The 23,767-nt window shown below is 71.9% G+C and carries 22 protein-coding genes, 1 tRNA gene and 2 pseudogenes; 17 read left to right on the forward strand and 8 right to left on the reverse strand.

The window, feature by feature from the left end; genetic code table 11:
• Nucleotides 1-419 precede the first annotated feature (419 nt).
• The 4 genes from ABZ172_RS05225 to ABZ172_RS05240 form a co-directional block, all read right to left on the reverse strand.
• Nucleotides 420-1,262, reverse strand: coding sequence for an S-methyl-5'-thioadenosine phosphorylase (locus ABZ172_RS05225; RefSeq protein ID WP_356880392.1), 843 nt, complete (start codon nucleotides 1,260-1,262; stop codon nucleotides 420-422).
• A gap of 91 nt (nucleotides 1,263-1,353) precedes the next feature.
• Complete coding sequence (locus ABZ172_RS05230) at nucleotides 1,354-1,707, reverse strand: FmdB family zinc ribbon protein (protein WP_356880394.1); 354 nt, start codon at nucleotides 1,705-1,707, stop codon at nucleotides 1,354-1,356.
• 66 nt (nucleotides 1,708-1,773) lie between these two features.
• Nucleotides 1,774-3,057 carry an MFS transporter gene (locus ABZ172_RS05235; protein WP_356880396.1) on the reverse strand — a complete coding sequence of 428 codons (1,284 nt, stop codon included), beginning with the start codon at nucleotides 3,055-3,057 and terminating at the stop codon, nucleotides 1,774-1,776.
• 315 nt (nucleotides 3,058-3,372) lie between these two features.
• The gene (locus tag ABZ172_RS05240) at nucleotides 3,373-5,109 is read right to left on the reverse strand and encodes a potassium/proton antiporter (protein ID WP_356880622.1); all 1,737 of its coding nucleotides are present in this window, start codon (nucleotides 5,107-5,109) and stop codon (nucleotides 3,373-3,375) included.
• Nucleotides 5,110-5,353: 244 nt separating this feature from the next.
• On the opposite strand from ABZ172_RS05240, the gene ABZ172_RS05245 reads away from it, so the two are divergent.
• Nucleotides 5,354-8,098 (forward strand): penicillin acylase family protein, encoded by a 2,745-nt coding sequence (locus ABZ172_RS05245; protein ID WP_356880398.1) that lies wholly within the window; start codon nucleotides 5,354-5,356, stop codon nucleotides 8,096-8,098.
• Nucleotides 8,099-8,101: 3 nt separating this feature from the next.
• Here ABZ172_RS05245 and ABZ172_RS05250 read toward each other — a convergent pair whose 3' ends face one another.
• On the reverse strand, nucleotides 8,102-8,692 hold the full coding sequence (locus ABZ172_RS05250; RefSeq protein ID WP_356880400.1) for a 5-formyltetrahydrofolate cyclo-ligase: 591 nt from the start codon (nucleotides 8,690-8,692) through the stop codon (nucleotides 8,102-8,104).
• A 106-nt stretch (nucleotides 8,693-8,798) separates the two neighbouring features.
• Between ABZ172_RS05250 and galU the strand changes: the two genes are divergently transcribed.
• From galU to ABZ172_RS05295, 9 genes and pseudogenes are all read left to right on the forward strand, one after another.
• The gene (gene galU, locus ABZ172_RS05255) at nucleotides 8,799-9,701 is read left to right on the forward strand and encodes a UTP--glucose-1-phosphate uridylyltransferase GalU (protein ID WP_356880402.1); all 903 of its coding nucleotides are present in this window, start codon (nucleotides 8,799-8,801) and stop codon (nucleotides 9,699-9,701) included.
• A gap of 4 nt (nucleotides 9,702-9,705) precedes the next feature.
• Nucleotides 9,706-11,013, forward strand: a complete 1,308-nt coding sequence (gene glp, locus ABZ172_RS05260) for a gephyrin-like molybdotransferase Glp (RefSeq protein ID WP_356880404.1) — start codon at nucleotides 9,706-9,708, stop codon at nucleotides 11,011-11,013.
• 122 nt (nucleotides 11,014-11,135) lie between these two features.
• Complete coding sequence (gene moaC, locus ABZ172_RS05265) at nucleotides 11,136-11,636, forward strand: cyclic pyranopterin monophosphate synthase MoaC (protein ID WP_356880406.1); 501 nt, start codon at nucleotides 11,136-11,138, stop codon at nucleotides 11,634-11,636.
• Nucleotides 11,633-12,175, forward strand: a complete 543-nt coding sequence (locus tag ABZ172_RS05270) for a MogA/MoaB family molybdenum cofactor biosynthesis protein (protein ID WP_356880408.1) — start codon at nucleotides 11,633-11,635, stop codon at nucleotides 12,173-12,175. Before moaC ends, ABZ172_RS05270 begins: the two co-directional genes overlap by 4 nt.
• A 17-nt stretch (nucleotides 12,176-12,192) precedes the next feature.
• Nucleotides 12,193-12,813 carry a GNAT family protein gene (locus ABZ172_RS05275; RefSeq protein WP_356880410.1) on the forward strand — a complete coding sequence of 207 codons (621 nt, stop codon included), beginning with the start codon at nucleotides 12,193-12,195 and terminating at the stop codon, nucleotides 12,811-12,813.
• A 133-nt stretch (nucleotides 12,814-12,946) separates the two neighbouring features.
• The gene (gene glpR, locus ABZ172_RS05280) at nucleotides 12,947-14,071 is read left to right on the forward strand and encodes a gephyrin-like molybdotransferase receptor GlpR (RefSeq protein ID WP_356880412.1); all 1,125 of its coding nucleotides are present in this window, start codon (nucleotides 12,947-12,949) and stop codon (nucleotides 14,069-14,071) included.
• A gap of 75 nt (nucleotides 14,072-14,146) precedes the next feature.
• A tRNA-Ala gene (locus ABZ172_RS05285) sits at nucleotides 14,147-14,220 on the forward strand.
• A 159-nt stretch (nucleotides 14,221-14,379) separates the two neighbouring features.
• Nucleotides 14,380-15,000 (forward strand): annotated as a pseudogene (locus tag ABZ172_RS05290) (saccharopine dehydrogenase); the annotation flags it as partial.
• Nucleotides 14,996-15,208 (forward strand): annotated as a pseudogene (locus ABZ172_RS05295) (alpha/beta hydrolase); the annotation flags it as partial. The pseudogenes ABZ172_RS05290 and ABZ172_RS05295, both read left to right, overlap by 5 nt.
• Nucleotides 15,209-15,314: 106 nt before the next feature.
• Here the strand turns inward: ABZ172_RS05295 and ABZ172_RS05300 are convergent.
• Nucleotides 15,315-15,761, reverse strand: a complete 447-nt coding sequence (locus ABZ172_RS05300) for a DUF1772 domain-containing protein (protein WP_356880414.1) — start codon at nucleotides 15,759-15,761, stop codon at nucleotides 15,315-15,317.
• Nucleotides 15,762-15,851: 90 nt separating this feature from the next.
• On the opposite strand from ABZ172_RS05300, the gene ABZ172_RS05305 reads away from it, so the two are divergent.
• Nucleotides 15,852-16,430 (forward strand): TetR/AcrR family transcriptional regulator, encoded by a 579-nt coding sequence (locus ABZ172_RS05305; RefSeq protein WP_356880416.1) that lies wholly within the window; start codon nucleotides 15,852-15,854, stop codon nucleotides 16,428-16,430.
• Nucleotides 16,431-16,949: 519 nt separating this feature from the next.
• Nucleotides 16,950-17,735 (forward strand): SAM-dependent methyltransferase, encoded by a 786-nt coding sequence (locus tag ABZ172_RS05310; protein ID WP_356880418.1) that lies wholly within the window; start codon nucleotides 16,950-16,952, stop codon nucleotides 17,733-17,735.
• Nucleotides 17,736-17,745: 10 nt separating this feature from the next.
• Here the strand turns inward: ABZ172_RS05310 and ABZ172_RS05315 are convergent, their stop codons facing one another.
• On the reverse strand, nucleotides 17,746-18,246 hold the full coding sequence (locus ABZ172_RS05315) for a GNAT family N-acetyltransferase (RefSeq protein WP_356880420.1): 501 nt from the start codon (nucleotides 18,244-18,246) through the stop codon (nucleotides 17,746-17,748).
• 50 nt (nucleotides 18,247-18,296) lie between these two features.
• Between ABZ172_RS05315 and ABZ172_RS05320 the strand changes: the two genes are divergently transcribed.
• Complete coding sequence (locus ABZ172_RS05320) at nucleotides 18,297-19,115, forward strand: exodeoxyribonuclease III (RefSeq protein ID WP_356880422.1); 819 nt, start codon at nucleotides 18,297-18,299, stop codon at nucleotides 19,113-19,115.
• 79 nt (nucleotides 19,116-19,194) lie between these two features.
• On the opposite strand, the gene ABZ172_RS05325 is transcribed toward ABZ172_RS05320, so the two are convergent.
• The gene (locus tag ABZ172_RS05325; protein WP_356880624.1) at nucleotides 19,195-19,830 is read right to left on the reverse strand and encodes a MerR family transcriptional regulator; all 636 of its coding nucleotides are present in this window, start codon (nucleotides 19,828-19,830) and stop codon (nucleotides 19,195-19,197) included.
• Between the two features lie 169 nt (nucleotides 19,831-19,999).
• Here ABZ172_RS05325 and ABZ172_RS05330 point away from each other — a divergent pair, with 169 nt between their 5' ends.
• The 4 genes from ABZ172_RS05330 (at nucleotide 20,000) to ABZ172_RS05345 (ending at nucleotide 23,617) form a co-directional block, all read left to right on the forward strand.
• Nucleotides 20,000-21,523, forward strand: a complete 1,524-nt coding sequence (locus ABZ172_RS05330; RefSeq protein ID WP_356880424.1) for an NAD(P)/FAD-dependent oxidoreductase — start codon at nucleotides 20,000-20,002, stop codon at nucleotides 21,521-21,523.
• Nucleotides 21,520-22,470, forward strand: coding sequence for an alpha/beta fold hydrolase (locus tag ABZ172_RS05335; protein ID WP_356880426.1), 951 nt, complete (start codon nucleotides 21,520-21,522; stop codon nucleotides 22,468-22,470). Before ABZ172_RS05330 ends, ABZ172_RS05335 begins: the two co-directional genes overlap by 4 nt.
• The gene (locus ABZ172_RS05340; protein ID WP_356880428.1) at nucleotides 22,467-23,351 is read left to right on the forward strand and encodes an SDR family oxidoreductase; all 885 of its coding nucleotides are present in this window, start codon (nucleotides 22,467-22,469) and stop codon (nucleotides 23,349-23,351) included. The genes ABZ172_RS05335 and ABZ172_RS05340 overlap by 4 nt, the downstream gene beginning before the upstream one ends.
• An 86-nt stretch (nucleotides 23,352-23,437) precedes the next feature.
• Nucleotides 23,438-23,617, forward strand: coding sequence for a hypothetical protein (locus ABZ172_RS05345; RefSeq protein ID WP_356880430.1), 180 nt, complete (start codon nucleotides 23,438-23,440; stop codon nucleotides 23,615-23,617).
• Nucleotides 23,618-23,767: the final 150 nt, after the last annotated feature.

A 23,767-nucleotide genomic window follows, 5' to 3' on the forward strand; every position in this document is an offset into this window, starting at 1 on the left:
AGGCGATCCGGGGGCGCGTACGTGCGGGGGACCGCGCGGGAAGGCGCGCGACACCACGGAGCACTGCCCGGGGAAAGCGTGAGGGGAGTCCGGCGGACCGATCCGCCGGACTCCCCTCACGATCCACCCTGCGCGGAAATGCCGCAGACGCCTGTGGACAACCCACGGGATGTGGACAACCTCGTCACCCGTGCGAGAAGGGCACGCGGCGAAGTCCCTGCTCGGCCAAGCCCCCGACCGGCAGGACACGCTCCGCCGGAGCGCCGCCCCGCCAGCCGCCCACGCCCGCGGCATCCGCGCTCCCGGGCCGGCACTCCCGCGCCGCAGCCCGGCGCACCACCGCCGCGCTCGCAGGCCGGCACACCCGCACCCCGCGCGCCGACCCGCAGCGCCACGCACGGGCCCCCGCCGCGTCACCGCTACGGCAGGGCGATCCCCGTGTCGAGACCGTCCAGGGCGTGCGCGCAGACGCAGTCGCGGTCCTCGTTCGCGGGCAGGGCGGCCACCGCGTCGAAGAGCACCGACCGGAGCCGGTCCACGTTCGACGCGAACACCTCCAGCACCTCCGCGTGGCTGACCCCCTCGCCGGCCTCGGCTCCCGCGTCGAGGTCCGTCACCAGGGTCATCGTCGTGTAGCAGAGGTTCAGTTCACGGGCGAGCACCGCCTCCGGGTGGCCCGTCATCCCGACGACCGACCAGCCCATCGCGGCGTGCCAGCGCGACTCCGCGCGGGTCGAGAAGCGCGGGCCCTCGACCACGACGAGCGTTCCGCCGTCCACGGGCTCCCAGTCCCGTCCGCGGGCGGCCGCCAGGGCGGCCCTGCGCCCCTCCGGGCAGTAGGGGTCGGCGAAGCCGAGATGCACGACGTTCGGCTGCGTCCCGTCGGTCCTGGGCTCACCGTCGTAGAACGTCTGGGTGCGGGCCTTGGTGCGGTCGACCATCTGGTCGGGCACGAGCAGGGTGCCCGGCCCGTACTCCGGCCGCAGGCCGCCGACCGCGCACGGGCCGAGCACCTGGCGCACGCCGACGGAGCGCAGTGCCCAGAGGTTGGCGCGGTAGTTGATCCGGTGCGGGGGGAGGTGGTGGCCGCGGCCGTGGCGCGGGAGGAAAGCCACCCGGCGGCCCCCGAGGTCCCCCAGGAAGAGGGAGTCGCTCGGCGCCCCGTACGGGGTGTCGACCTGGATCTCGGTCACGTCGTCGAGGAAGGAGTAGAAACCCGATCCGCCGATGACTCCTATGTCCGCTGCTTCTGCGTTCGCCATGCGGGTCACACTAACCGGGCGGGCACGACCAAGACCCCACCGAGTCGATCGGGCGGGGTCCGGGCGGAACGTGGGGTGTCCGGGTGCTGCCTCAGGCGGCCGAGGTGCCGCTCGACGAGGACGAGGACGTGGAGGACGACGCGGAGGAGGCCGAGGACGACGAGGAAGCGGCCGACGTGGCGTCCGACTTCGACGAGGTCGACCCGGCGGTGGACGCGTCGGACGTCTTGGAGGACGACGACGTGGCCGGCGTGCTGCTCGACGAGGAGCCGCGGCTGTCGTTCCGGTAGAAACCGGATCCCTTGAAGACGATGCCGACGGCCGAGAACACCTTCTTGAGGCGTCCCTCGCAGTTCGGGCACACGGTCAGGGCGTCATCGGTGAACTTCTGCACCGCTTCGAGGCCCTCGCCGCATTCGGTGCACTGGTACTGATAGGTCGGCACTTGCTCCTCCTGGCACTCTGACTCAATGAGTGCTAACGACGCTCCATAGTGACGTATTCCGAGCGATCAGTCCACCGCGACCGGCTCGCGGTGACCGACACCACGTGCCACCGTCCGTCCCGCGGGGCGCGGTGTCAGCCGTGAGCGCAGGGCCAGCAGGGTCGCCAGAGCCAGCGCCGTGCCGGTCAGCGGGACCACGAAACCGGTGCTCGCGCCGTGTGCGTCGGCGAGCTGCCCGGCCACCGTGACGGCCGCCGCCTGGCCGAGTGCCACCGCGCCGGTCAGCCAGGTGAAGGCCTCGGTCCTGGCGGACGCGGGCACCAGCGCCTCGACGAGGGTGTAACCGCTGATCAGCGCGGGAGCGATGCACAGCCCGACCAGCAGACCGAGTCCCGCCAGCAGCGGTACGGAGTGCACGGCCCACAGCCCGGACGCGGTCAGCGTCAGGGCCACGTAGCCGACGACCAGCCGGCGGCGCGGACCGCTCTTCCACGCGACGGCGCCGCAGGCGATGCCGGCCAGCATGTTCCCGGCCGCGAAGATCCCGTACAGCAGCCCGTTCACGCCGGGCCGGCCGATCTCCTCGGAGAACGCCGTGAGGGAGACCTGCATGCCGCCGAAGACGGAGCCGATGCCGAGGAACGTGACCGCCAGGACCCGCACCCCGGGCACGGAGAGCGCCGAGCGGCGCGGTCCGGCCGCCGGGCCGGTGCCGCCGGGTACTACGGGCTGGGTGGAGCGCCGGGCGGCGAACAGCACGCCGCCCAGAAGCGTCAGGGCCGCCTCCGCGGTCAGTCCGGCCGCCGGGTGCACGCCGGTGCACAGCGCCGTCGCGAGCACCGGTCCGATGACGAAGGTGAACTCGTCCGTGACGGACTCGAAGGCGGCCGCCGTGGACATCAGCGGGGAGGCGGGACGGCCCGGGGCCGCGCCGAGCAGGGCCGCCCAGCGCGCCCGCACCATGGGCCCGACCTGCGGGACGGAGGCCCCGGTGGGCACCGCCGCGAGGAACAGCGCCCACAGGGGCGCGTCCGCGAGGGCGAGCACGGTGAGCGCGCCCACGGCCGCGGCGTGCACCAGTACCCCGGGCAGCAGCACGGCGCGCTGGCCGAACCGGTCGGCGAGCCGGCCGCTCTGCGGCGCGAACAGGGCCATGGAGACGCCGGAGACGGCGGCCACCGCACCCGCACTGCCGTACGAGCCGGTGGTGTGCTGCACCAGGAGCACGATGCCGATGGTCAGCATCGCGAAGGGCTGCCGGGCGGCGAAGCCCGGGAGGAGGAAGGTCCACGCACCCGGGGTGCGCAGCAACTGCCCGTAACCGGGGCGGTCGGAGACCGTGGACGCCACGGTCCATGCCTTTCTGCCGCCTGGTGGCCGTGTCCCCGGCGGCCCGGCACCGGGGTGCGGGCGTACGGGAACGGCCGAGAGCTGTCCTCTTCGCGCGGGACTGCGGTAGATGCCGGGCGGCTCGCTCCGGAGGCGAGAGGACGCCACGACCGCCATACGGTCGCGCCAGCTCTGCATCAGGCAGAGTTGGTCGATCAGATTCGAATCAGGTGGATCAGGAGATCCGGTCCTTCATGTTACAGGCTGCGCACCCATGTGGGCCTGCGATCGCGTGACGCCCGGGGCCGTGGGCGGGCTCGGGCGTCACGCCGCCGGTCAGTGGTGGGTCCGCCGGTCGCCCGCCCCGTCCCCCGCCTTGTCCTCGCCGCCCCTGCCCAGCTTCCTGGCCAGTCTGGTGAGGTGCGGGAGCTCCCCCGGGGCACCGGCCTGCCGGTCCGTCCCACCGGTCGCCGTCCCACCGGCCGCTCCGGCACCGGCCGGCTTCCCGCCGGCCGTTCTGACCCCGGCCGCCTTCGCGCCGACCGCCTTCGCACCGGCCGGTCTTCCGCCGGGAGCCTTCCCGCCGGGCGCCTTCGCCCCGGCCGGCTTCCCGCCGGTCCCCAGCCAGCCGGCCAGCTTGCCGCCCTCGCCGACCGCCCGCAGCCGGGCCTCCGTGGCGTCGCGCACCGGGTCGGTCGCGACGACCAGCAGCTCGTCGCCGTGGCGCAGCACCGTCGAGGGCGCCGGGACGAAGCTCGTCCCGTCCCGCACGACGAGGGTGACCGCGGCCCCGGCGGGCAGCCGGAGCTCCGCCACCTCCACGCCGTGCATCCTGGACCGGCCGGGTACCGCGACCGAGAGCAGATGGCCCTGCAGCCGCTCCAGCGGGGCCGACTCGATGCCGAGGTCCGCGGTCTCGGAGGGGTCCTCGGAGATCTTCAGCGCCCTGGCCAGCCAGGGCAGGGTCGGTCCCTGGATGAGCGTGTAGACCACGACGAGTACGAAGACGATGTTGAAGACCCGGGTGCTGCCCTCGATCCCGGACACCATCGGGATGGTCGCCAGGATGATGGGGACGGCGCCGCGCAGCCCGGCCCACGACATCAGGGACATCTCCCGCTTGGGCAGGCGGAACGGCGCGAGGCTGAGGAAGACCGACAGCGGCCGGGCGACGGCCGTGAGGACCAGCCCCACGACCACGGCGGGCCAGAAGTCGTCGATGAGGTCGTGCGGGGTGACCAGCAGGCCGAGCAGGACGAACATGCCGATCTGCGCCAGCCAGCCGAGCCCGTCGGCGAAGCCGCGGGTGGCGGGCCAGTGCGGGAGCTTGGAGTTGCCGAGGACCATCGCGGCCAGATAGACGGCGAGGAATCCGCTGCCGTGGGCCATCGCCCCGGCCGCGTACGCGGAGACCGCGATGGCCATCACGGCGATCGGGTAGAGCCCGGACGCGGGCAGCGCCACATGGCGGATGCCGTAGGCGCCGAGCCAGCCCACCGCAAGGCCGATCGCCGCGCCGATGGCCAGTTCCAGGGCTATCTCGCCGACGAGCGCGTACCAGTGCTCGACGGGGCCGGCGGCGGAGAACGCCACCACCAGGATGACCACGGGGGCGTCGTTGAAGCCGGACTCGGCCTCCAGGACACCGGTGATCCGGGAGGGGAGCGGGACCTTGCGCAGGACGGAGAAGACGGCCGCGGCGTCGGTGGAGGAGACGACCGCGCCGATGATCAGGGCCTGCCGCCAGTCGAGGCCGACGAGGTAGTGCGCCGCGCTCGCGGTGACGCCCACGCTGATGCCCACACCGACGGTCGACAGGACGGCCGCCGCCGGAAGCGCGGGCTTCACTTCCTTCCACTTCGTGCCCAGACCGCCCTCGGCCAGGATGACGACCAGGGCGGCGTAGCCGATCACCTGGGTCAGCTCGGCGTTGTCGAACTTGACGTCGAAGATGCCGTCCTGCCCCATGGCGACACCGATGCCGAGGTACAGGAGCAGGCTGGGGAGCCCGCTGCGGGACGAGATGCGTACCGCAGCGACGGCGACGAGCAGGACGAGGGAGCAGACGAGCAGAAGTTCGTTGAGCGCGTGGACAGTCAGGGTCCGTTCCTTCCCTGCGTACGCCTTCCGGATCGGCCTCCGGCGGCCAGTACTTCGTTACCTTACCTAATCTTTAACGCTTTCTTGACGCCTTCGGCCCTTCGTGCGAACCCGTACGCAAACGGATGCATCCCCATACCGCGTCCGAGTGGCTTCGGCGGGGCGCCTATGGTTGCTCCTGCACTTCCAGGACCACCCTGCCCCTCTAAGGACAGCGATGCCCGCCAACACAACCGCCCCTTCCGGGTCTTCCGATGCGAAGAAGACCGGCAGGAAGAAGGGGCGACGCGCCCGCCTGTTCGTGATCGTCCTGGTGCTGGCGCTTGTCGCGGGTGTCGGCTACGGCGCGTACTGGTCCGTCTCCACGGTCCGGGCCTCGTACCCGCAGACCACCGGGTCGATCGAGCTCAAGGGCCTCTCCGGAGACGTCGACGTCAGACGCGACGGCTACGGGATCCCGCAGATCTACGCGGACACCGACAGCGACCTCTTCCGCGCCCAGGGGTACGTCCAGGCCCAGGACCGCTTCTGGGAGATGGACGTACGCCGTCACATGACGTCCGGACGGCTCTCCGAGATGTTCGGCTCCGGCCAGGTCGAGACCGACTCCTTCCTGCGCACGCTGGGCTGGCGCAAGGTCGCGCAGGAGGAGTACGACAAGGTCCTGGACGAGGACACCAAGAAGAACCTCCAGGCCTACGCGGAGGGCGTGAACGCCTATCTGGACGGCAAGGACGGCAAGGACCTCTCCGTCGAGTACGCGGCCCTCGGTCTGACCAACGACTACAAGCCCACCGAGTGGACCCCGGTCGACTCGGTCGCCTGGCTGAAGGCGATGGCCTGGGACCTGCGCGGGAACATGCAGGACGAGATCGACCGCTCGCTGATGACCAGCAGGCTCAGCGCGAAGCAGATCGAGGACCTCTACCCGGACTATCCGTTCGAGAAGAACAAGCCGATCGTCGAGCAGGGCGGGATCTCCCCGGTCACCGGGAAGTTCGACCCGGCGGCCGAGACGTCGGGCGGTGTCGGCTCGCAGACCGCCGAAGGGGCGACCCAGGGGCTGAACACCCAGCTCTCCGCGCTCTCCGACACCCTGGACGAGATCCCGGCGCTGCTCGGCCCCAACGGCAACGGCATCGGGTCGAACTCCTGGGTGGTCTCCGGCGCGCACACGACGACCGGCAACCCGCTCCTGGCCAACGACCCGCACCTGGCCCCGCAGCTCCCCTCGCTCTGGTACCAGATGGGGCTGCACTGCCGTGAGGTCTCGGAGTCCTGCCGGTACGACACGGCCGGGTACACGTTCTCCGGGATGCCCGGTGTGATCATCGGCCACAACCAGGACATCTCCTGGGGCTTCACGAACCTCGGGGCCGACGTCACCGACCTCTTCCTGGAGAAGGTCTCCGCCGACGGCTACCAGTACGACGGCGAGACCCGGCCCTTCGTCACCCGTGAGGAGACCATCGCGGTCGCGGGCGGCAGGAGCCGGAAGATCACGGTCCGTGAGACGAACAACGGGCCGCTGGTGTCCGACCGGAGCGACGAGCTCGCGAAGGTCGGCAAGAAGGCTCCCGTCACCACCAACGCGCCCGACCGCGGCGACGGGTACGGCATCTCGCTGAGGTGGACGGCGCTTGACCCCGGCAAGTCCATGGACGCCGTCTTCGAGCTCAACCGGGCCAAGGACTTCACGAGTTTCCGCAAGGCGGCCTCCCACTTCGAGGTGCCCTCGCAGAACCTGATCTACGCGGACACCAAGGGCAACATCGGCTACCAGGCCCCGGGCAAGATCCCGGTCCGCACCCAGGGCGACGGCACCATGCCGAGCCCCGGCTGGAACCCGAAGTACGGCTGGGAGAAGGACCCCGTGCCGTTCGACGAGCTGCCCTACGAGTACAACCCGGAGCGCGGCTTCATCGTCACCGCCAACCAGGCGGTCATCGGCGACGGTTACGCGCACATGCTCACCAAGGACTGGGGTTACGGCGCCCGCAGCCAGCGGATCAACGACCTGATCCAGAAGAAGATCGACGGCGGCGAGAAGATCTCCACCGACGACATGCAGACGATGCAGATGGACAACCAGAGCGCGATCGCCGCGAAGCTGGTGCCCGAACTGAAGAAGATCGGCATCTCGGACACCAGCGTCCGTGAGGCGCAGAAGCTGCTGGAGGGCTGGGACTACACCCAGGACTCCGACTCGGCCGCCGCCGCCTACTTCAACGGCGTCTGGCGCAACATCCTCAAGCTGGCGTTCGGGAGCAAGCTCCCCAAGGAGATGCGCGCCAAGGGCGACTGCATCTACGTCACGCCGGTCGCGAGCACCGGGCCGGTGGACGAGCAGGACAAGCTGGTGCGCGAGTGCGGTCAGCGCGCCCCGGACGCGGCGCAGCCGGACGGCGGTGACCGCTGGTACGAGGTGGTCGAGAACATCCTGGACGACCAGGACAGCGCGTGGTGGAAGGTTCCGGCCAAGGGGCGCGAGGAGGCGATCGACAGCCGTGACGAGCTGTTCGCCCGTGCCATGGCCGACGCGCGCTGGGAGCTGACCGCCGAGCTGGGCAAGGACATCAACACCTGGAGCTGGGGCCGGCTGCACCAGCTGACCCTGCGCAACCAGACGCTCGGCAAGGAGGGTCCCGACCTCCTGCAGCGGGCCCTGAACCGAGGCCCCTGGGACCTCGGCGGCGGCGAGGCGGCGGTCAACGCCACCGGCTGGAACGCGGCGGGCGGCTACGAGGTCGTCTGGGTCCCGTCGATGCGGATGGTGGTCAACGTGGGCGACTGGGACAAGTCCCGGTGGATCAACCTCACCGGCGCCTCGGGACACGCCTTCAGCGCGCACTACACCGATCAGACCGACAAGTGGGCCGACGGTGAACTGCTCGACTGGTCCTTCGGGGCGGACGCGGTGAAGAAGTCCACCGTCGACACCCTGACGCTCACGAAGCCCTGACGCTCACGAGGCCGGAGCGCGGAAGCGCCGCACTCCGGCCGGCGTGACCACGGCGTCCACGGGGTGGTCGTGCGGTTCCTCCGGGACCCGCGCGACCACCTCGTCGTCGTAGAGCAGGACGATCAGGGCGGGGTGCGCCCCGGCCGACGCGAGCCGGGCCAGCACCCGGTCGTAACTGCCTCCGCCGCGCCCCAGCCGCATGCCGCGCCCGTCCGCGGCCAGCCCCGGCAGCAGCACGGCGTCCGCGTCCAGGACCGCCCGCGGCCCGAGGCGTACGCCGTCCGGCTCGCGCAGGCCGCGGCCGGCGGGCACGAGGTGCTCCGCGCCCTCGAACACCGCCCAGTCCAGGTCGTTGTCCGCCATGAGCACAGGCAGGAGCACCCGGACCCCCCGCGCCCGCAGTGCGTCCAGGAGTGGGTGGGTCCCCGGCTCGCGGCCCACGGACACGTAGGCCGCGACGGTCCGGGCGGCGGTCAGCTCGGGAAGCTCCTGGGCGGCCGCGGACAGAACCGCGGCGGTCCTCCCGACGTCCTCCTGACCGAGGAGCCGTCGTGCGGCGAGCAGATCGCGCCGCAGTGCTGCCTTTCCGGACATGTCATGGTTCAACGGGTGCTCACATGGCTCGCTTATGTGGATGTATGAGAACGAAGTTAACCGGACGCTCATCTTCCGCCCATATGTACGCGTTACAGTTCTGCGCATGACTCAGTCGCACCCCAGGATCAGCAAAGCTGTCATCCCAGCTGCAGGTCTCGGCACCCGGTTCCTGCCGGCCACCAAGGCCACTCCCAAGGAGATGCTGCCTGTCGTCGACAAGCCCGCCATCCAGTATGTCGTCGAGGAGGCCGTGGGGGCCGGACTCTCCGACGTGCTGATGATCACCGGCCGGAACAAGCGTCCGCTGGAGGACCACTTCGACCGGAACTACGAGCTGGAGTCCGCGCTGACCCGCAAGGGGGACGCCGAACGCCTCTCCCGGGTCCAGGAGTCCAGCGACCTGGCCACCATGCACTACGTGCGCCAGGGCGACCCGCGCGGCCTCGGCCACGCCGTCCTCTGCGCCGCCCCGCACGTCGGCGACCAGCCGTTCGCCGTCCTCCTCGGCGACGACCTCATCGACCCGCGCGACCCCCTGCTCGCCCGGATGGTCGAGATCCAGGAGCGTGAGGGCGGCAGCGTCGTCGCGCTCATGGAGGTCGACCCCGCGCAGATCCACATGTACGGCTGCGCCGCCACCGAGCCGACCGCCGACGGCGACGTCGTCCGGGTCACCGGTCTCGTCGAGAAGCCCGACCGCGCGGACGCGCCGAGCAACCTCGCCGTCATCGGCCGGTACGTACTGGATCCCGCCGTCTTCGACATACTGCGACGGACCGAGCCCGGCCGCGGCGGCGAGATCCAGCTCACCGACGCCCTCCAGCTCCTGGCCGAGGACGAGAAGATCGGCGGCCCGGTGCACGGCGTCGTCTTCAAGGGCCGGCGCTACGACACCGGTGACCGTGGCGACTATCTGCGTGCCATTGTCAGACTCGCGTGCGAACGTGAGGACCTGGGCCCGGACTTCCGGACCTGGCTGCGCAGTTACGTCACCGAGGAGTTGTAACAGCTTGAGCGGCACGATCTGGTCGGTGGACGAGCACCTGGACGACATCCTCGCCGCGGTGAAGCCGCTCGAACCCATCGAGCTGCTGCTGCCCGACGCCCAGGGCTGCGTCCTGGTCGAGGACGTCGTGGTGCAGGTGTCCCTGCCGCCCTTCGACAACAGCTCGATGGACGGGTACGCCGTCCGGATCTCCGACGTCGAGGGAGCGAGCGAGGAGTTCCCCGCGGTGCTCACCGTCATCGGTGACGTCGCGGCGGGCGACGGAGGCCTTCCCGACGGCCGGTCCGTGGGGCCCGGCGAGGCGGCGCGCATCATGACCGGCGCCCCGCTGCCCGCGGGCGCCGAGGCGGTCGTCCCGGTCGAGTGGACCGACGGCGGCACGGGCGGCGGCCCGGCCGACACCATGCGGGCCCACAGCGACGCCCCGGAGGGGGCGAGCGGTGAGGTCCGCGTCCACCGCCCAGTGAAGCCCCGCGCCCATGTGCGCGCCAAGGGCAGCGATGTGAGGCCCGGCGACCTGGCGCTGCGCGCGGGGTCGGTCGTCGGCCCGCCGCAGATCGGCCTGCTCGCCGCGATCGGCCGTTCCACGGTGCGGGTGAGGCCCCGGCCGCGCGTGGTCGTGCTGTCCACCGGCAGCGAGCTGGCGCAGCCGGGCGAGGAGCTGACCGGCGGCCGGATCTACGACTCCAACAGCTTCGCGCTGACCGCCGCCGCCAGGGACGCGGGCGCCATCGCCTACCGCGTGCCCGCGGTCGCCGATGACGCCGAGACGCTCCGGGCCACGATCGAGGACCAGCTGATCCGCGCGGACATCCTCGTGACCACGGGCGGCGTGAGCGTCGGCGCGTACGACGTGGTCAAGGAGGCCCTGTCCTCCGTGCGCGGCCGTGGCGCCGGCGGCGGGGTCGACTTCCGCAAGCTCGCCATGCAGCCGGGCAAGCCGCAGGGCTTCGGCTCGGTCGGCCCCGACCACACCCCGCTGCTGGCCCTGCCCGGCAACCCGGTCTCCTCGTACGTCTCCTTCGAGCTGTTCGTGCGGCCGGCGATCCTGGCGCTGAGGGGCCTGGAGGACGTCCACCGCCCGTCCGTCCGCGCCACGCTGCACAGCGACGGTCCACTCTCCTCGCCGTCCGGCAAGCGCCAGTTCCTGCGGGGGACCTACGACGCGGAGGCGGGCACCGTGACCCCCGTCGGCGGGCCCGGCTCGCATCTGATCGCCGCCCTCGCGCAGGCCGACGCCCTGATCGTGCTGCCCGAGGACGTCACCTCGGCCGAGCCCGGCACGGAGACCGAGGTGATCCTCCTCCGCTGACTTCCGCCCGGTGGCGGTACGGTGTCTCGCGCTGTGCCTTACCGGGGGAAGCCCCCGGGCCCCCGCCGCGCACTCGGCGCGGATCGGGCGGCAACCGGCGCCCTACCGCTAGGCGGAGTGAGTTGAGTACGCAGAACAGGCTGACGCACATCGACGAGGCGGGCGCCGCCCGTATGGTCGACGTGTCGGAGAAGGACGTCACCGCCCGGGTCGCCCGGGCGAGCGGTCGGGTCCTCGTGTCACCGCGTGTCGTCGAACTCCTCAGGGGCGAGGGAGTCCCGAAGGGGGACGCGCTCGCCACCGCGCGCATCGCCGGGATCATGGGGGCCAAGCGCACCCCGGAGCTGATCCCGCTCTGCCACCCGCTCGCCGTCTCCGGTGTGAAGGTCGAGCTGAGCGTGGCCGACGACGCGGTGGAGATCCTGGCCACCGTGAAGACCACGGACCGCACGGGCGTCGAGATGGAGGCCCTGACCGCCGTGTCGGTCGCCGCGCTCACGGTGATCGACATGATCAAGGCGGTCGACCGGAGCGCGGTGATCACGGACGTGCGGGTGGAGGCGAAGTCGGGCGGCAAGTCCGGCGACTACCGGCGCCCCGCACCGGAGGGGGCGGACGCATGACCGCGCCCGGCGGCGAAGAGGCGCGGGCCGGAGGCGCCTCGACCGCTCCCTACTCGGCCCTCGTGGTGACCGCCTCCAACCGCGCATCGGCCGGTGTGTACGCCGACAAGGGCGGCCCGCTCGTCTCCGAGGGCCTCACGGCCCTGGGGTTCGCCGTCGACGGCCCGCAGGTCGTGCCCGACGGAGATCCGGTGGAGGCCGCCCTGCGCGCCGGCGTCGCGGCGGGGTACGACGTGATCGTCACCACCGGCGGCACGGGGATCTCGCCCACCGACGGCACGCCCGAGGCGACCCGGCGCGTGCTGGACCGCGAGATCCCGGGCATCGCCGAGGCGATCCGTGCCGAGGGCCGCGACGCGGTCCCCACCGCCGCGCTCTCCCGCGGTCTCGCGGGCGTCGCGGAGGGCACCCTCGTCGTGAACCTGCCCGGCTCGACCGGGGGAGTGCGCGACGGCCTCGCGGTCCTCGGCAGGCTGCTGGTGCACGCCGTCGACCAGGTGCGCGGCGGCGACCACCCCCGACCGGGGAGCCCGAGCTGAACGTCCGGACCTGGCCGGTGATCCTGACCGACGGCACCGTCACCCTCCGCCCGATAAAACTGCGCGACCAGAGCACCTGGCGCGAGGTCAACCGGCGCAACCGCGACTGGCTGCGCCCCTGGGAGGCCACCGTCCCGCCGCCCGCCCCCGGCGGTCCGGTGGCCCAGCGCCCCACCTACCGGCAGATGGTCAGGCACCTGCGCACCGAGGCGAACGCCGGTCGGATGCTGCCGTTCGCCATCGAGTACGAGGGCCGTCTCGTGGGGCAGTTGACGGTGGCCGGCATCACCTGGGGCTCGATGTGCTCGGGCCACGTCGGCTACTGGGTCGACCGGAGCGTGGCGGGCCGGGGCGTGATGCCGACCGCGGTCGCGCTCGCCGTCGACCACTGCTTCCGCACGGTCGGCCTGCACCGGGTCGAGGTGTGTATTCGGCCCGAGAACGGCCCCAGCCGGCGGGTCGTGGAGAAACTCGGATTCCGTGCGGAAGGGCTGCGTCCACGTTATCTCCACATCGACGGCGCGTGGCGGGACCACATGATCTTCGCGCTCACCGCGGAGGAAGTGCCGGACGGGCTTCTGCAGCGTTGGCGCAGGGTGCGGCCCGGTACGTCGGGAACACCGCACCCGCCCGGATAAATAAAATAAGTGTTCGAATTCGACCGATCCGCGAACGTCATCCGTGTCACTTTCGCCACGTGTCGGCTCGAACAATCGTAAAAAAAGTCCGTCATATCAGCCTGATCGTGCGACACACCGGGCCAATTGGCGGATGCTGCCGTGCAAACCCCTCTACGGTGTGAGCGTGAGCAGCAGCGGCCTCATCTACGCAGTCATCGTCGGTGCATGGGCCGCCTACTTGGTGCCGATGTGGCTCCGCAGGCAGGACGAGCTCAACGAGGCGCGTCCGACGGAACGCTTCAGCACCGCCATCCGGCTGCTGTCCGGAAGGGCGGCCATGGAGCGCCGTTACGCCAAGGAGCTGCGGGAGCGGGATGCCGAGCAGGCGCCTGGCGACGTGGACCCGGACGCCGTCACGGACCGAATGGAGTCCGTCGACGTCCGGGGCTTTTCCGCGCCTCCGGCCCTCACCGAAGCGCGGTTGCGCGACCCGGAACCCGACGGAGCCGAGCAGGACCGCCCGCCGGCCCAGCGGCGCCGGCGCCCCTCCGGCGCGGAGACGGAACGCGAGCGGCGCCGCCGCTCGCAGGTCCTGGCGCGCCGACGGCGTACGACGACGATGCTCTTCGTGGCCTTCACCCTCGGTGCCGTCGTCGCCGCGGTGGGCGGGCTCCGCTTCCTGTGGGCGCCGGCTGTCCCCGCCGTGCTCCTGAGCTCGTACATCGTGCACCTGCGCGGTCAGGAGCGCCGCCGCTTCGTCTTCACGATGGACCGGCGGCGGGCCGAGGTGGCCGCGCAGCGGCTGCGCGAGAACCGCCCCCGCAGGCACCAGTCCGCGTCCTCGGCTCCCGCCGAGCCCGACGAGGAGTCCGAAGGGCCCGCGCCCGCACCGACGGTCTCGCCCCAGGAGGCGGGGCGCCGCGCGCTGGTCGAGCAGACGGACCACGCGGAGTGGGTGGACCAGCAGCGCGAACGCGGCCCGGTCCAGGGCGACAGCTGGGAGCCCGTCCCGGTCCCGCTGCCGACCTACGTCACCGCGCCCGTCGCCCCGCGTACCAGGGGCGGCGTGGAGGTCGGCGACCCGGAGACGTGGAGCGCGGCCCGGTCCAGCCAGGCCGACCCCACCCGGACGGGCAGCCACGAGGTCGCCGCGCCCGACGCCGAACCCGCCCCGCGCCGCCGCGGCACCCCGCCCAGGCGCACCCGCGACCGAGGCCGCACGCCGCTCTTCGACCAGTACGACGACGAGGACAGGCCGCGTGCGGCCAACGAGTGAGACCGGCTCGGTGACCTGCCGGGATGCGGATTTCCGAGCACCCCTGTCGGGGTGCTAGAGTTTCACTCGTTGCAAGGGCCTGTGGCGCAGTCTGGTAGCGCACCTCGTTCGCATCGAGGGGGTCTGGGGTTCAAATCCCCACAGGTCCACCGCACACACGAGATCCCGCCCGATCGAAAGATCGGGCGGGATCTCGTCGTTTCTCTGCCGTGGGACACAGCCGGTCGCCGTGTCGGCTCGATGGCGGTCGGTACGAAACGTGGTGCATCCGTGTCCGTGGCCATGGTCGGGTCCGGAACTGTACGGGGGCCGTCGTGAACAGTGCCGGTCCCTTCGCCACGACCGCCGCCCCTCTCATCGAGGCGGCGCTGCGGGCAGGGATTCCGTACGTGGACGTGGCGGCGGAGATCGAGGCCGACGTCGACACGTTCGCCCACTTCGCGGACCGGGCCCGCGCCGCCGGGGTGGTGGTCGTTCCCGCCATGGCCGTCTTCGGCGGCCTGGGTGATCTGCCGGCCACCGCTGCGACGGGTGACTGGACGACGGCGGACGAGGCGCACATCGCGTACGGGCTGAGCAGTTGGCATCCCGCGGAGGGGACGCGGGCCGCCGGCAAGGTCTCGGGGGAGTGGCGCGACGGCCGGCGCGTCCGTTGCACGAAGGGGCAGTTGGAGTACCACGACGACGCCCTGCCCACCGTGGAGTGGTCCTTCCCCGAGCCGATGGGCGCCAGGGCCGTCCTCGGTGAGTTCACGATGGCCGATGTCGTCACTGTCCCCAGCCATCTGTCCGTCCCCGAGGTCACCACCTGCCTGACCACCGACGCGGCCGGGGATCTGTCGGCCCCTCAGGCGCCGGTGCCCACCGCGGTCGACGGGAGCGGCCGTTCCGCGCAGACGTTCCTCGTCGACGTCGTCGTGCGCTCGGGTCCCCAAGTCGTACGTCCGGCTGACCGAGGACACCAGCGTGCCGCTCGCCGTGCGGGACCGGATGATCCGCGAGGGCGACGCGCTGACGCCTGAGAACCCCTACGACGTCCGGACGCTCACCGGCAGCCACCTGAAGTGGTTGGTCGAGCCGGCGGAGGCGGCCCGGGTCCTGGGTGAGATCCCCGCGCTCGTGACCGCGGGCCCCTGACCTGTGGAATCAGCGCGGATGGGTGTCCGGGGTCCGTGCCGGGGAAGCTCCTCGTCGTGTCCAGGGCGCCTGTCGGCCGGTGATCGACGGGTGCCCGCCCGCCGGTTCAGGCGACGGCGGCGACCAGCAGGGTGAAGGCGGCGACGATGACGGCGACGCGGACGTAGTGGAAGCGGTCCCAGCGGTTCATCTGCTCCTTCCAGTCCTCGGGCCGGTTCTCCGGTGTCCACGTCTTGCCCCTGTTGTTGATCGGGACGAGCAGCAGGACCGACATGATCACGCTGACGATCAGCAGCACGCCGGCGGTGACGGTGAGGCCGGTGCCGTCGTGGTGCCACCCCGCGACGGCCCGGACCGCGACGAGGACGAGCGAGCCGATGTACCAGAACGGCATCACGGAGCCGAGTATCCGGCCTCCGTGAGCACGGCCGAGCTGGCCGCCGTCGCCGGGCAGTGCGTCGAAGATGCGGTTCATGACGAAGGCGACGGAGAACTCCACCCCCACCATCACACCGACGACCACGACGGTGAAGACCTCAAGTGCGTCGAGCATGCCGAGCCCCCTGGAATCTAGCGTTGCTAGATGATGAAGCAGAGCTAGTTCTACTGCCGCTCGGTTGTCTAGCGGTGCTAGGCTCGCGATATGTCAGTCCAGGAACGCAAGGAGCGTGAGCGGGCGGGCCGTGAGCGCCTCATCGTGGCCACGGCCCGCGAACTCGCCGAGCAGCAGGGCTGGGACGCGGTCACCACCCGGCGGCTCGCCGAGCGCATCGAATACAGCCAGCCCGTCCTCTACAGCCATTTCCGGGGCAAGCGCGAGATCATCGGCGCGGTCGCCCTGGAAGGTGCCACCGAGATGGCCGCGGCGGTGCGGGCCGAGACATCCGCCGTGGACGGGCCTCGCGCCCGGGTCACCGCCCTTGCCCGCGCCTACCTCGACTTCGCCGCACGCAACCCGGCGGTCTACGACGCCATCTTCCAGCTCGACGGTGGTCTCGCGTACGCGCAGGAGGACACTCCGGAGCCCCTGAAGGACGCCTTCGCCGCCCTGCTGGAGACCCTCGGTGAAGTCGCGGGCGACGGTGTGCACCCGGGGCTGTTCACCGAGGCGTTCTGGGCGGCCCTGCACGGGCTGGTCACCTTGACCCGGGCGGGACGGCTCCCGCCGGAGCACACCGAGGTCAGGGTGGGCCTGCTGGTGGACCGCCTCGCCGCGTTCTGACGAAGCTCGGGCCCCGAAGCTCGGGGCTTGAGCTCCGGAATCGCCGCATCGCTCGTTCGAGGGGGCATGAACGGCCCCCTGCCCGGCGCTTGAGCTTCGGGAGCCGGGAGCCGGGAGCCGGGATCCGAGGTTCGAGTGTCGAGCCCTGTTGTTCATCCGGGGTGTGGAAGAAGGGGGTTGAGGAAACTCGGCACCTTGGCTCCGCCCCGCACGCACCCGCACCCTCGCGCCCGTACCGCCGGGCCCGCGTCGGCTGTGGCAAGCGTTCCGCGCCCGGTCAACGCCCGGCCGGTGCCGGTGACGTGTGGTGCCCCGCGACGGAGGGCCGGGCAAGACCGTGTGGGCCGAGATCGACGCCTCGCCCGCGATGGGGGCCGGGGGAGAGGCGACCTCTTCCGCCGGGGCGACCAGGCGGTAACCTGGCTGTCCTCGCTCACTCGTCCTTCCGGTGACCGCTGTTGGAGGTCGCGCAGGTCAGGTGCGGGTCGCGTGTTCGTGGTTCTGTTTGGAGAGTGCCCTGTGACTGCCGATATGCCCAGCTCCCGTATCGACACCAGCAAGCCGCACCCGGCGCGGGTCTACGACTGGCTGCTCGGCGGGAAGGACAACTATCCGGTCGACCAGGAGGTCGCGGAGAAGCTGCCCGCGGAGGCCCGGGCCAACGCCGCGCGGAACCGTGCGTTCATGCACCGGGCGTCCGGCTGGCTCGCGGGGCAGGGCGTCGACCAGTTCCTGGACATCGGTACCGGCATCCCGACCTCGCCCAACCTCCACCAGGTCGTCCAGGCGGTCACCCCGCACGCCCGGGTCGTCTACGCGGACAACGACCCCATCGTCCTGCGGCACGCGGAGGCGCTGCTGGTCAGCAGGCCGGAGGGGGCGACCGACTACATCCACGCCGATGTGCGGAAGCCGGAGACGATACTCGAACGGGCCGCGGAGCTGCTGGACTTCACCCGGCCCGTCGCACTGTCCCTCATCGCGCTGATGCACTTCCTGCCCGACGAGCAGGACCCGTACGGCATCACCCGCACCCTCGTCGACGCGCTGCCCGCGGGGAGTTATCTGGTGCTCTCGCACGGGACCGCCGATCAGCACCCGGAGCTCAGGCAGGAGACGGAGTCCGCGTACCGGAAGGGCGCGATCTCGCTGCGGATGCGTACGCGGGCGGAGGTCGAGCCGTTCTTCGCGGGGCTGGATCTGGTCGAGCCGGGGCTGGTCACCGCGCCCGAGTGGTACCGGGAGGAGGCCGCGCCGGTCTACGAGCGGAGCGGGTTCTACGTCGGGGTGGCGCGGGTGCGTTAGGCGGCCGGGCTCAGGAGGGCTCGGCCGGCGGCTCCACCAGCGACTTGGCCATGCAGATGCTGCTGTCGTACGCGCGGTAGTGGCCGAACTTCGCGCAGGCGGTGTAGCCGCTCGACGCGTACAGCGCGATCGCCTCGGGCTGCTGGTTCCCGGTCTCCAGGACCATGCGCGTCCGGCCGGCCGCGCGTGCGTCGGCCTCCAGGGCGGCGAGGATGCGGCGCGCGAGACCCCGGCCGCGGCCCTCGGGGATCACGAACATCCGCTTGATCTCGGCGTCGCCGTCGGAGTACCCCTCGTCGTTCTGCTCCTGGCTGCGCCAGCCGCCGGTCGCCACGGGGCGGACCTGCTCGTCGTAGGCGAGGAGGTACAGCCCGCGCGGCGGGTCGAACATGGTGGCGTCGAGCGGGGTGACGTCGCCCCCGTCGCCGTAGCGCGCGGCGTATTCGAGCTGCACCTGGGCGTTGAGTTTCACGGCGTCGGGGTGGTCGAACGGCCGGGGCTGGATATTCATACGTTGCATGGTACAGGTATGCATGGGCCTCGCGTAGGTACTGTACCTGGATGCTGACTGTTACCACCGTGAATGTGAACGGGATCCGCGCCGCCGCCAAGAAGGGCTTCGTCGAGTGGCTGGGGCGGACCGATGCGGAGGCGGTCTGCCTCCAGGAGGTGCGCGCCGAGGCGCAGCAGCTCCCCGAGGAGGTGCGCGCCCCCGAGGGGTGGCACGCCGTGTACGCGCCGGCCGCGGCCAAGGGGCGTGCGGGTGTGGGGATCCTCACCCGGCACGCGCCGGAGCGCGTCCAGATCGGCTTCGGCGGGTTCGGGGTGCCGGGGAGTGAGGAGTTCGACACCTCCGGTCGCTACATCGAGGTGGATCTCCCGGGTGTGACGGTCGCCAGCCTCTACCTGCCCTCCGGTGAGGTGGGTACGGAGCGGCAGGAGGAGAAGGAGCGCTTCATGGCGGCCTTCCTGCCCTACCTCCAGGGGCTGAAGGCGCGCGCCGCCGCCGACGGGCGTGAGGTGGTCGTGTGCGGCGACTGGAACATCGCCCACCGCGAGGCCGACCTCAAGAACTGGAAGTCCAACAAGAAGAACTCCGGCTTCCTCCCCGAGGAGCGGGAGTGGCTGACCCGGGTGTTCGACGAGGCGGCGTACGTCGACGTGGTCCGTGCGCTGCATCCGGAGCAGGAGGGCCCCTACTCGTGGTGGTCCTACCGGGGCCGGGCCTTCGACAACGACGCGGGCTGGCGGATCGACTACCAGGTGGCGACCCCGGGCCTCGCCGGGCGTGCGGTCAAGGCGTGGGTGGAGCGCGCCGCCACGCACGGCGAGCGGTGGAGCGACCACGCGCCGGTGACGGTCACCTACGAACGCCCCTGACGACGGAGGTCCGGCTGCCGGCGGTCCGCGCGGAGGGGGCCCGGCGCGGGGGCCCGGCGGCCGGGCGAGGGTGCTGCCCTCAGGACTCGTCCGCGGCCCTGTCCTCGTGCAGTCGGCGGTCCAGGGCCATCGAGAGTTCGGCGTCGACCACCGCCTGGGCGAGCGTGCGGAGTTGGTCCGGCTCGCTGTGCGCGGTGTGGGTGCGCAGGACGCGGACGAAGAGGTCGGCCAGGGCGTCGGCGTGCTCCCGTACCTGGCGGCCGGAGGAGAGCACGGCGTCGAGCGGCACGCCGGCCCGCACCAGTTCGGCCGAGGCGTCCAGGAGGCGGCGGCTGATGTGGACGATCTCGTCGCCGTCGATGCCGAGGTAGCCGAGCTCCATGGACGCGGCGAGGTTCTCCGCGGTCGCCTGGTCCTGGAAGTAGTCGGCGAGTTGCTCGGGCGTGAGCCTGACCGGGGTCTCCTCGGTGGGTTCGCCCAGGCCCAGCACCTCGGCGACGTCCCGGCCGCTGTCGAAGGTGGCGGCGAGGTCGGCGATGCCGTTGAGGGTGTGGCCCCGTTCCAGCAGGCCCGTGACGGTGCGCAGCCGGGCGAGGTGGTGGTCGTCGTACCAGGCGATGCGGCCCTCGCGGCGGGGTGGCTGGATCAGGCCGCGTTCCCGGTAGAAGCGCAGGGTGCGCACGGTGATGCCGGCCTTCTCGGCCAGCTCCTCCATGCGGTACTCGCGGTGCTCGCGTCCTTCGGCCACCCCCGCACCCTATGTTGTACCGCCGGTAACTTTCCTCGTCCCGCCCCCTACCCATCGGTACGGAGCTGCTCTACTCTCCCAACCATGCCAGTGATTGCTGGCAGAGTCGCGTGACGTACCGCGGGGAGGCGGCAGTATGGCCCAGCACGAGCACGTACGAGTGGCGGTGATCGGATCCGGATTCGGCGGCCTCGGAGCCGCGGTCCGGCTCCGTCGTGAAGGCGTCACCGACTTCCTGGTCCTCGAACGGGCCGGTGCCGTCGGCGGTACCTGGCGCGACAACAGCTACCCGGGCTGCGCCTGCGACGTGCCGTCCCACCTGTACTCGTTCTCGTTCGCGCCCAACCCCGACTGGCCCCGCACCTTCTCCGGGCAGCAGCACATCCGGGCCTACCTGGAGCACGTCGCCGACACCTTCGGGCTGCGCCCGCACCTCAGGCTGAACCACGAAGTCACCGTGATGCGCTGGGACAACGACGAGCTGCACTGGGTCATCGAGGCGGCCGACGGCTCCACGATCACCGCCGACGCGGTGGTGTCGGCCACCGGCCCGCTCTCCGACCCGAAGCTCCCGGACATCCCGGGGCTCGCCGACTTCCCCGGCAAGGTCTTCCACTCCGCGCAGTGGGACCACGACTACGACCTGAGCGGCAAGCGCGTCGCCGTGATCGGCACCGGCGCCTCCGCGATCCAGATCGTCCCGGAGATCCAGCCGAAGGCCGGCCGGCTCACCCTCTTCCAGCGGACCCCGCCCTGGGTGATGCCGCGCATGGACCGTGCGATCAGCGGTGCCGAGAAGTGGCTGCACCGGGCGCTCCCCTTCACCGCCACCGCGCGCCGCGGCCTCCTGTGGGGCATCCGGGAGCTGCAGGTCGGGGCCTTCACCAAGCACCCCGACCAGCTCGGGCTCGTCGAGTCGATAGCCAAGTCCAACATGGCGCGGGCCATCAAGGACCCCGCGCTGCGGGCCAAGCTGACCCCCTCCTACCGCATCGGCTGCAAGCGCATCCTGCTCTCCAACGCCTACTACCCGGCGCTCGCCCGGCCCAATGTCGACGTGGTCGACTCCGGTCTGTCCGAGGTGCGCGGATCCACCCTGGTCGGATCGGACGGCTCGGAGACCGAGGCCGACGTGATCATCCTCGGCACCGGTTTCCACGTGACGGACATGCCGATCGCCAGCCGGGTCGTCGGCGCCGCCGGCATCACCCTCGCCGAGTCCTGGAAGGACGAGATGCAGGCGCTGCGGGGGGCGACCGCCGCGGGCTTCCCCAACTGGATGACGATCATCGGCCCCAACACGGGGCTGGGGAACTCCTCCATGATCCTCATGATCGAGTCCCAGCTGAACTACATGGCCGACTACCTGCGCCAGCTGGACGCGCTGGGCGGCCGCGCCGCGCTCGACGCGCGGCCCGCCGCCGTCGGCGCCTGGAACCGGCGGGTCCAGGACCGGATGAAGCGGACCGTCTGGAACACCGGCGGCTGCACCAGCTGGTACCTCGACGCCAACGGCCGCAACACCACGGTCTGGCCGGGCACGACGGCCGAGTTCCGCCGGGCCACCCGATCGGTCGACCTCGCGGAGTACGAGGTCGTCCGTCCCCCCGCCACCACCCGGCCCGCGGTGCGGGCCGTCACCGAGGAGGCCGCACGATGAGCCGGCTGACGCACACGGCGGAGCAGGCGCCCGTGCCCGTACGCGAACTGAGCGTCGTGTCCGCGGACGGCGCGCGCATCCACGTCGAACTGCACGGCCCCGAGGACGCGCCGGCCGTGGTCCTGGCCCACGGCTGGACCTGCAACACCCGCTTCTGGGACGCGCAGGTGCGGGACCTGGCGGCGGACCACCGGGTCGTCGTCTACGACCAGCGGGGGCACGGGCGTACGCCCGAGGCGGGGCCCGGCGGGTACAGCACGCGGGCGCTGGCCGACGACCTCGAAGCGGTCCTGAGGGCGACCCTGGAACCGGGCCGCAAGGCGGTGCTCGGCGGGCACTCGATGGGCGGGATGACCGTGATGGCGGCGGCGGGCCGGGACGCCGTGCGGGAGCACGCGGCGGCGGTGCTGCTGTGCAGCACCGGCAGCTCGCGCCTGACGGCCGAGTCGCGGGTGCTGCCGCTGCGGGCCGGCGCCCTCCGGACCCGGATGACCGCGGCGGTCCTCGGTGCGCGCGCACCGCTCGGGCCGGTCAACGCGGTGTCGAAGGCGATCCTCAAGTACGCCACGATGGGACGCGGTTCCGCCCCGGAACGGGTGGACGTCTGTGCCAGGATCGTCCATGCGTGTCCGCGCCGGGCGCGCGTCGCCTGGGGGCACGTGCTCGCCGAACTCGACCTGGAGGCGCGGCTGCGGGAGCTGCGGCTGCCGACCGCGGTGATAGCGGGGACGGACGACCGCCTGACGCCGCCCGTGCACGCGCGGGCCATCGAGGCGGCGCTGCCGCACAGCCTCGGGCTCACCGAACTGGCGGGCATGGGCCACATGACGCCGGTCGAGGCGCCCGAGGTGGTCACGGAGAAGCTCCGCGCGCTGGTGGCCGCGTACGTCACCCTGGACGGTGCGGGCAGTGCGGCGGAGGCCGGGAGCGAGGAGGAGGTCGCATGAGCGGCAGGCGGAGTCTCGAAGGGCAGGTCGTCGTCGTCACCGGCGCGGCGCGGGGCGTGGGCGAGCTGCTGGCCCGCAAGCTCTCGGCGCGCGGTGCCACGCTGGCGCTCGTCGGCCTGGAGCCGGACGAGCTGAGGGAGGTCTCGGAGCGGCTGCACTCCGAGAGCGGCCACTGGCACGCGGACGTCACCGACCACGCGGCGATGAGCCGGGTCGCCCGGGAGATCAAGGAGCGCTTCGGCACGGTCGACGCCGTGGTCGCCAACGCGGGCGTCGCCACCGGCGGTCCCCTGGTGGACTCCGACCCGGAGGCGTGGCGGCGGGTCATCGAGGTGAACCTGATAGGCGGCGCGGTCACCGCGCGGGCGTTCCTGCCGGCGTTGATCGAGAGCCGTGGCTACTTCCTCCAGATAGCGTCGCTGGCCGCGATCACCCCGGCGCCGATGATGAGCGCCTACTGCGCGTCCAAGTCCGGGGTGGAGGCGTTCGCCCACTGCCTGCGCGGCGAGGTCGGGCACCGCGGGGTGCGGGTGGGGGTCGGCTACCTCTCCTGGACCGACACCGACATGGTGCGCGGCGCCGACGAGGACGACGTCATGCGCGAGTTGAGGCAGCGGCTGCCGTGGCCGGCGAACCGCACCTACCCCCTCGGGCCGGCGGTCGACCGGATCGTGGCCGGGATCGAACGCCGCTCCGCGCACGTCTACGCCCAGTGGTGGCTGCGCGGCATGCAGTCGGTCCGGGGGTACCTGCCGGCGGTCATAGGGACGGTCGGGCAGCGGGAGATGAAGAGGTTCGGATCCCGGCTCGACGGCGTCGGGAAGGGGCTCGTCGGGGCCGGCGGACAGGCCGATCAGAAGGAGCGCGTCCGGGGCGGATGATCGAAATGCGTTCAATGTCCGAGTGTGTAAGTCTGAGCGAGGCCCCGCCGGGGCCGCCCCCACGCACCCACGGAGGAGTGAACGGCATGGGCCTCGCAGACCAGTTCAGGGACAAGGCGCAGCAGCTCGCCGACCGGGCCAGGCAGCAGGCCGGCGAGCAGGACGAGGCGCCCGAGCGCTCCGCCGGCCGCCCGGACACCGGGGACCGGGCGCAGGGCCGTCGGCCCGAGGCGCAGGACCGGGCGCCCGAGCGCACCGAGCGCTGACGGCCGACGCGCACCGCGTCCGCGGGCTGCAGGGGCGTACCCGTTCACCGGGTGCGCCCCTTCCGCATGCGCTGCGCGGAGTGACCGGGGCCCCGCACTCCGGACGCCCGCACCGGGCCCCGCACCCCGACACCCGCACCGGGTCCCCGC

This window comes from Streptomyces sp. NPDC006296 (genome assembly GCF_040613235.1).
GTDB lineage: Bacteria > Actinomycetota > Actinomycetes > Streptomycetales > Streptomycetaceae > Streptomyces.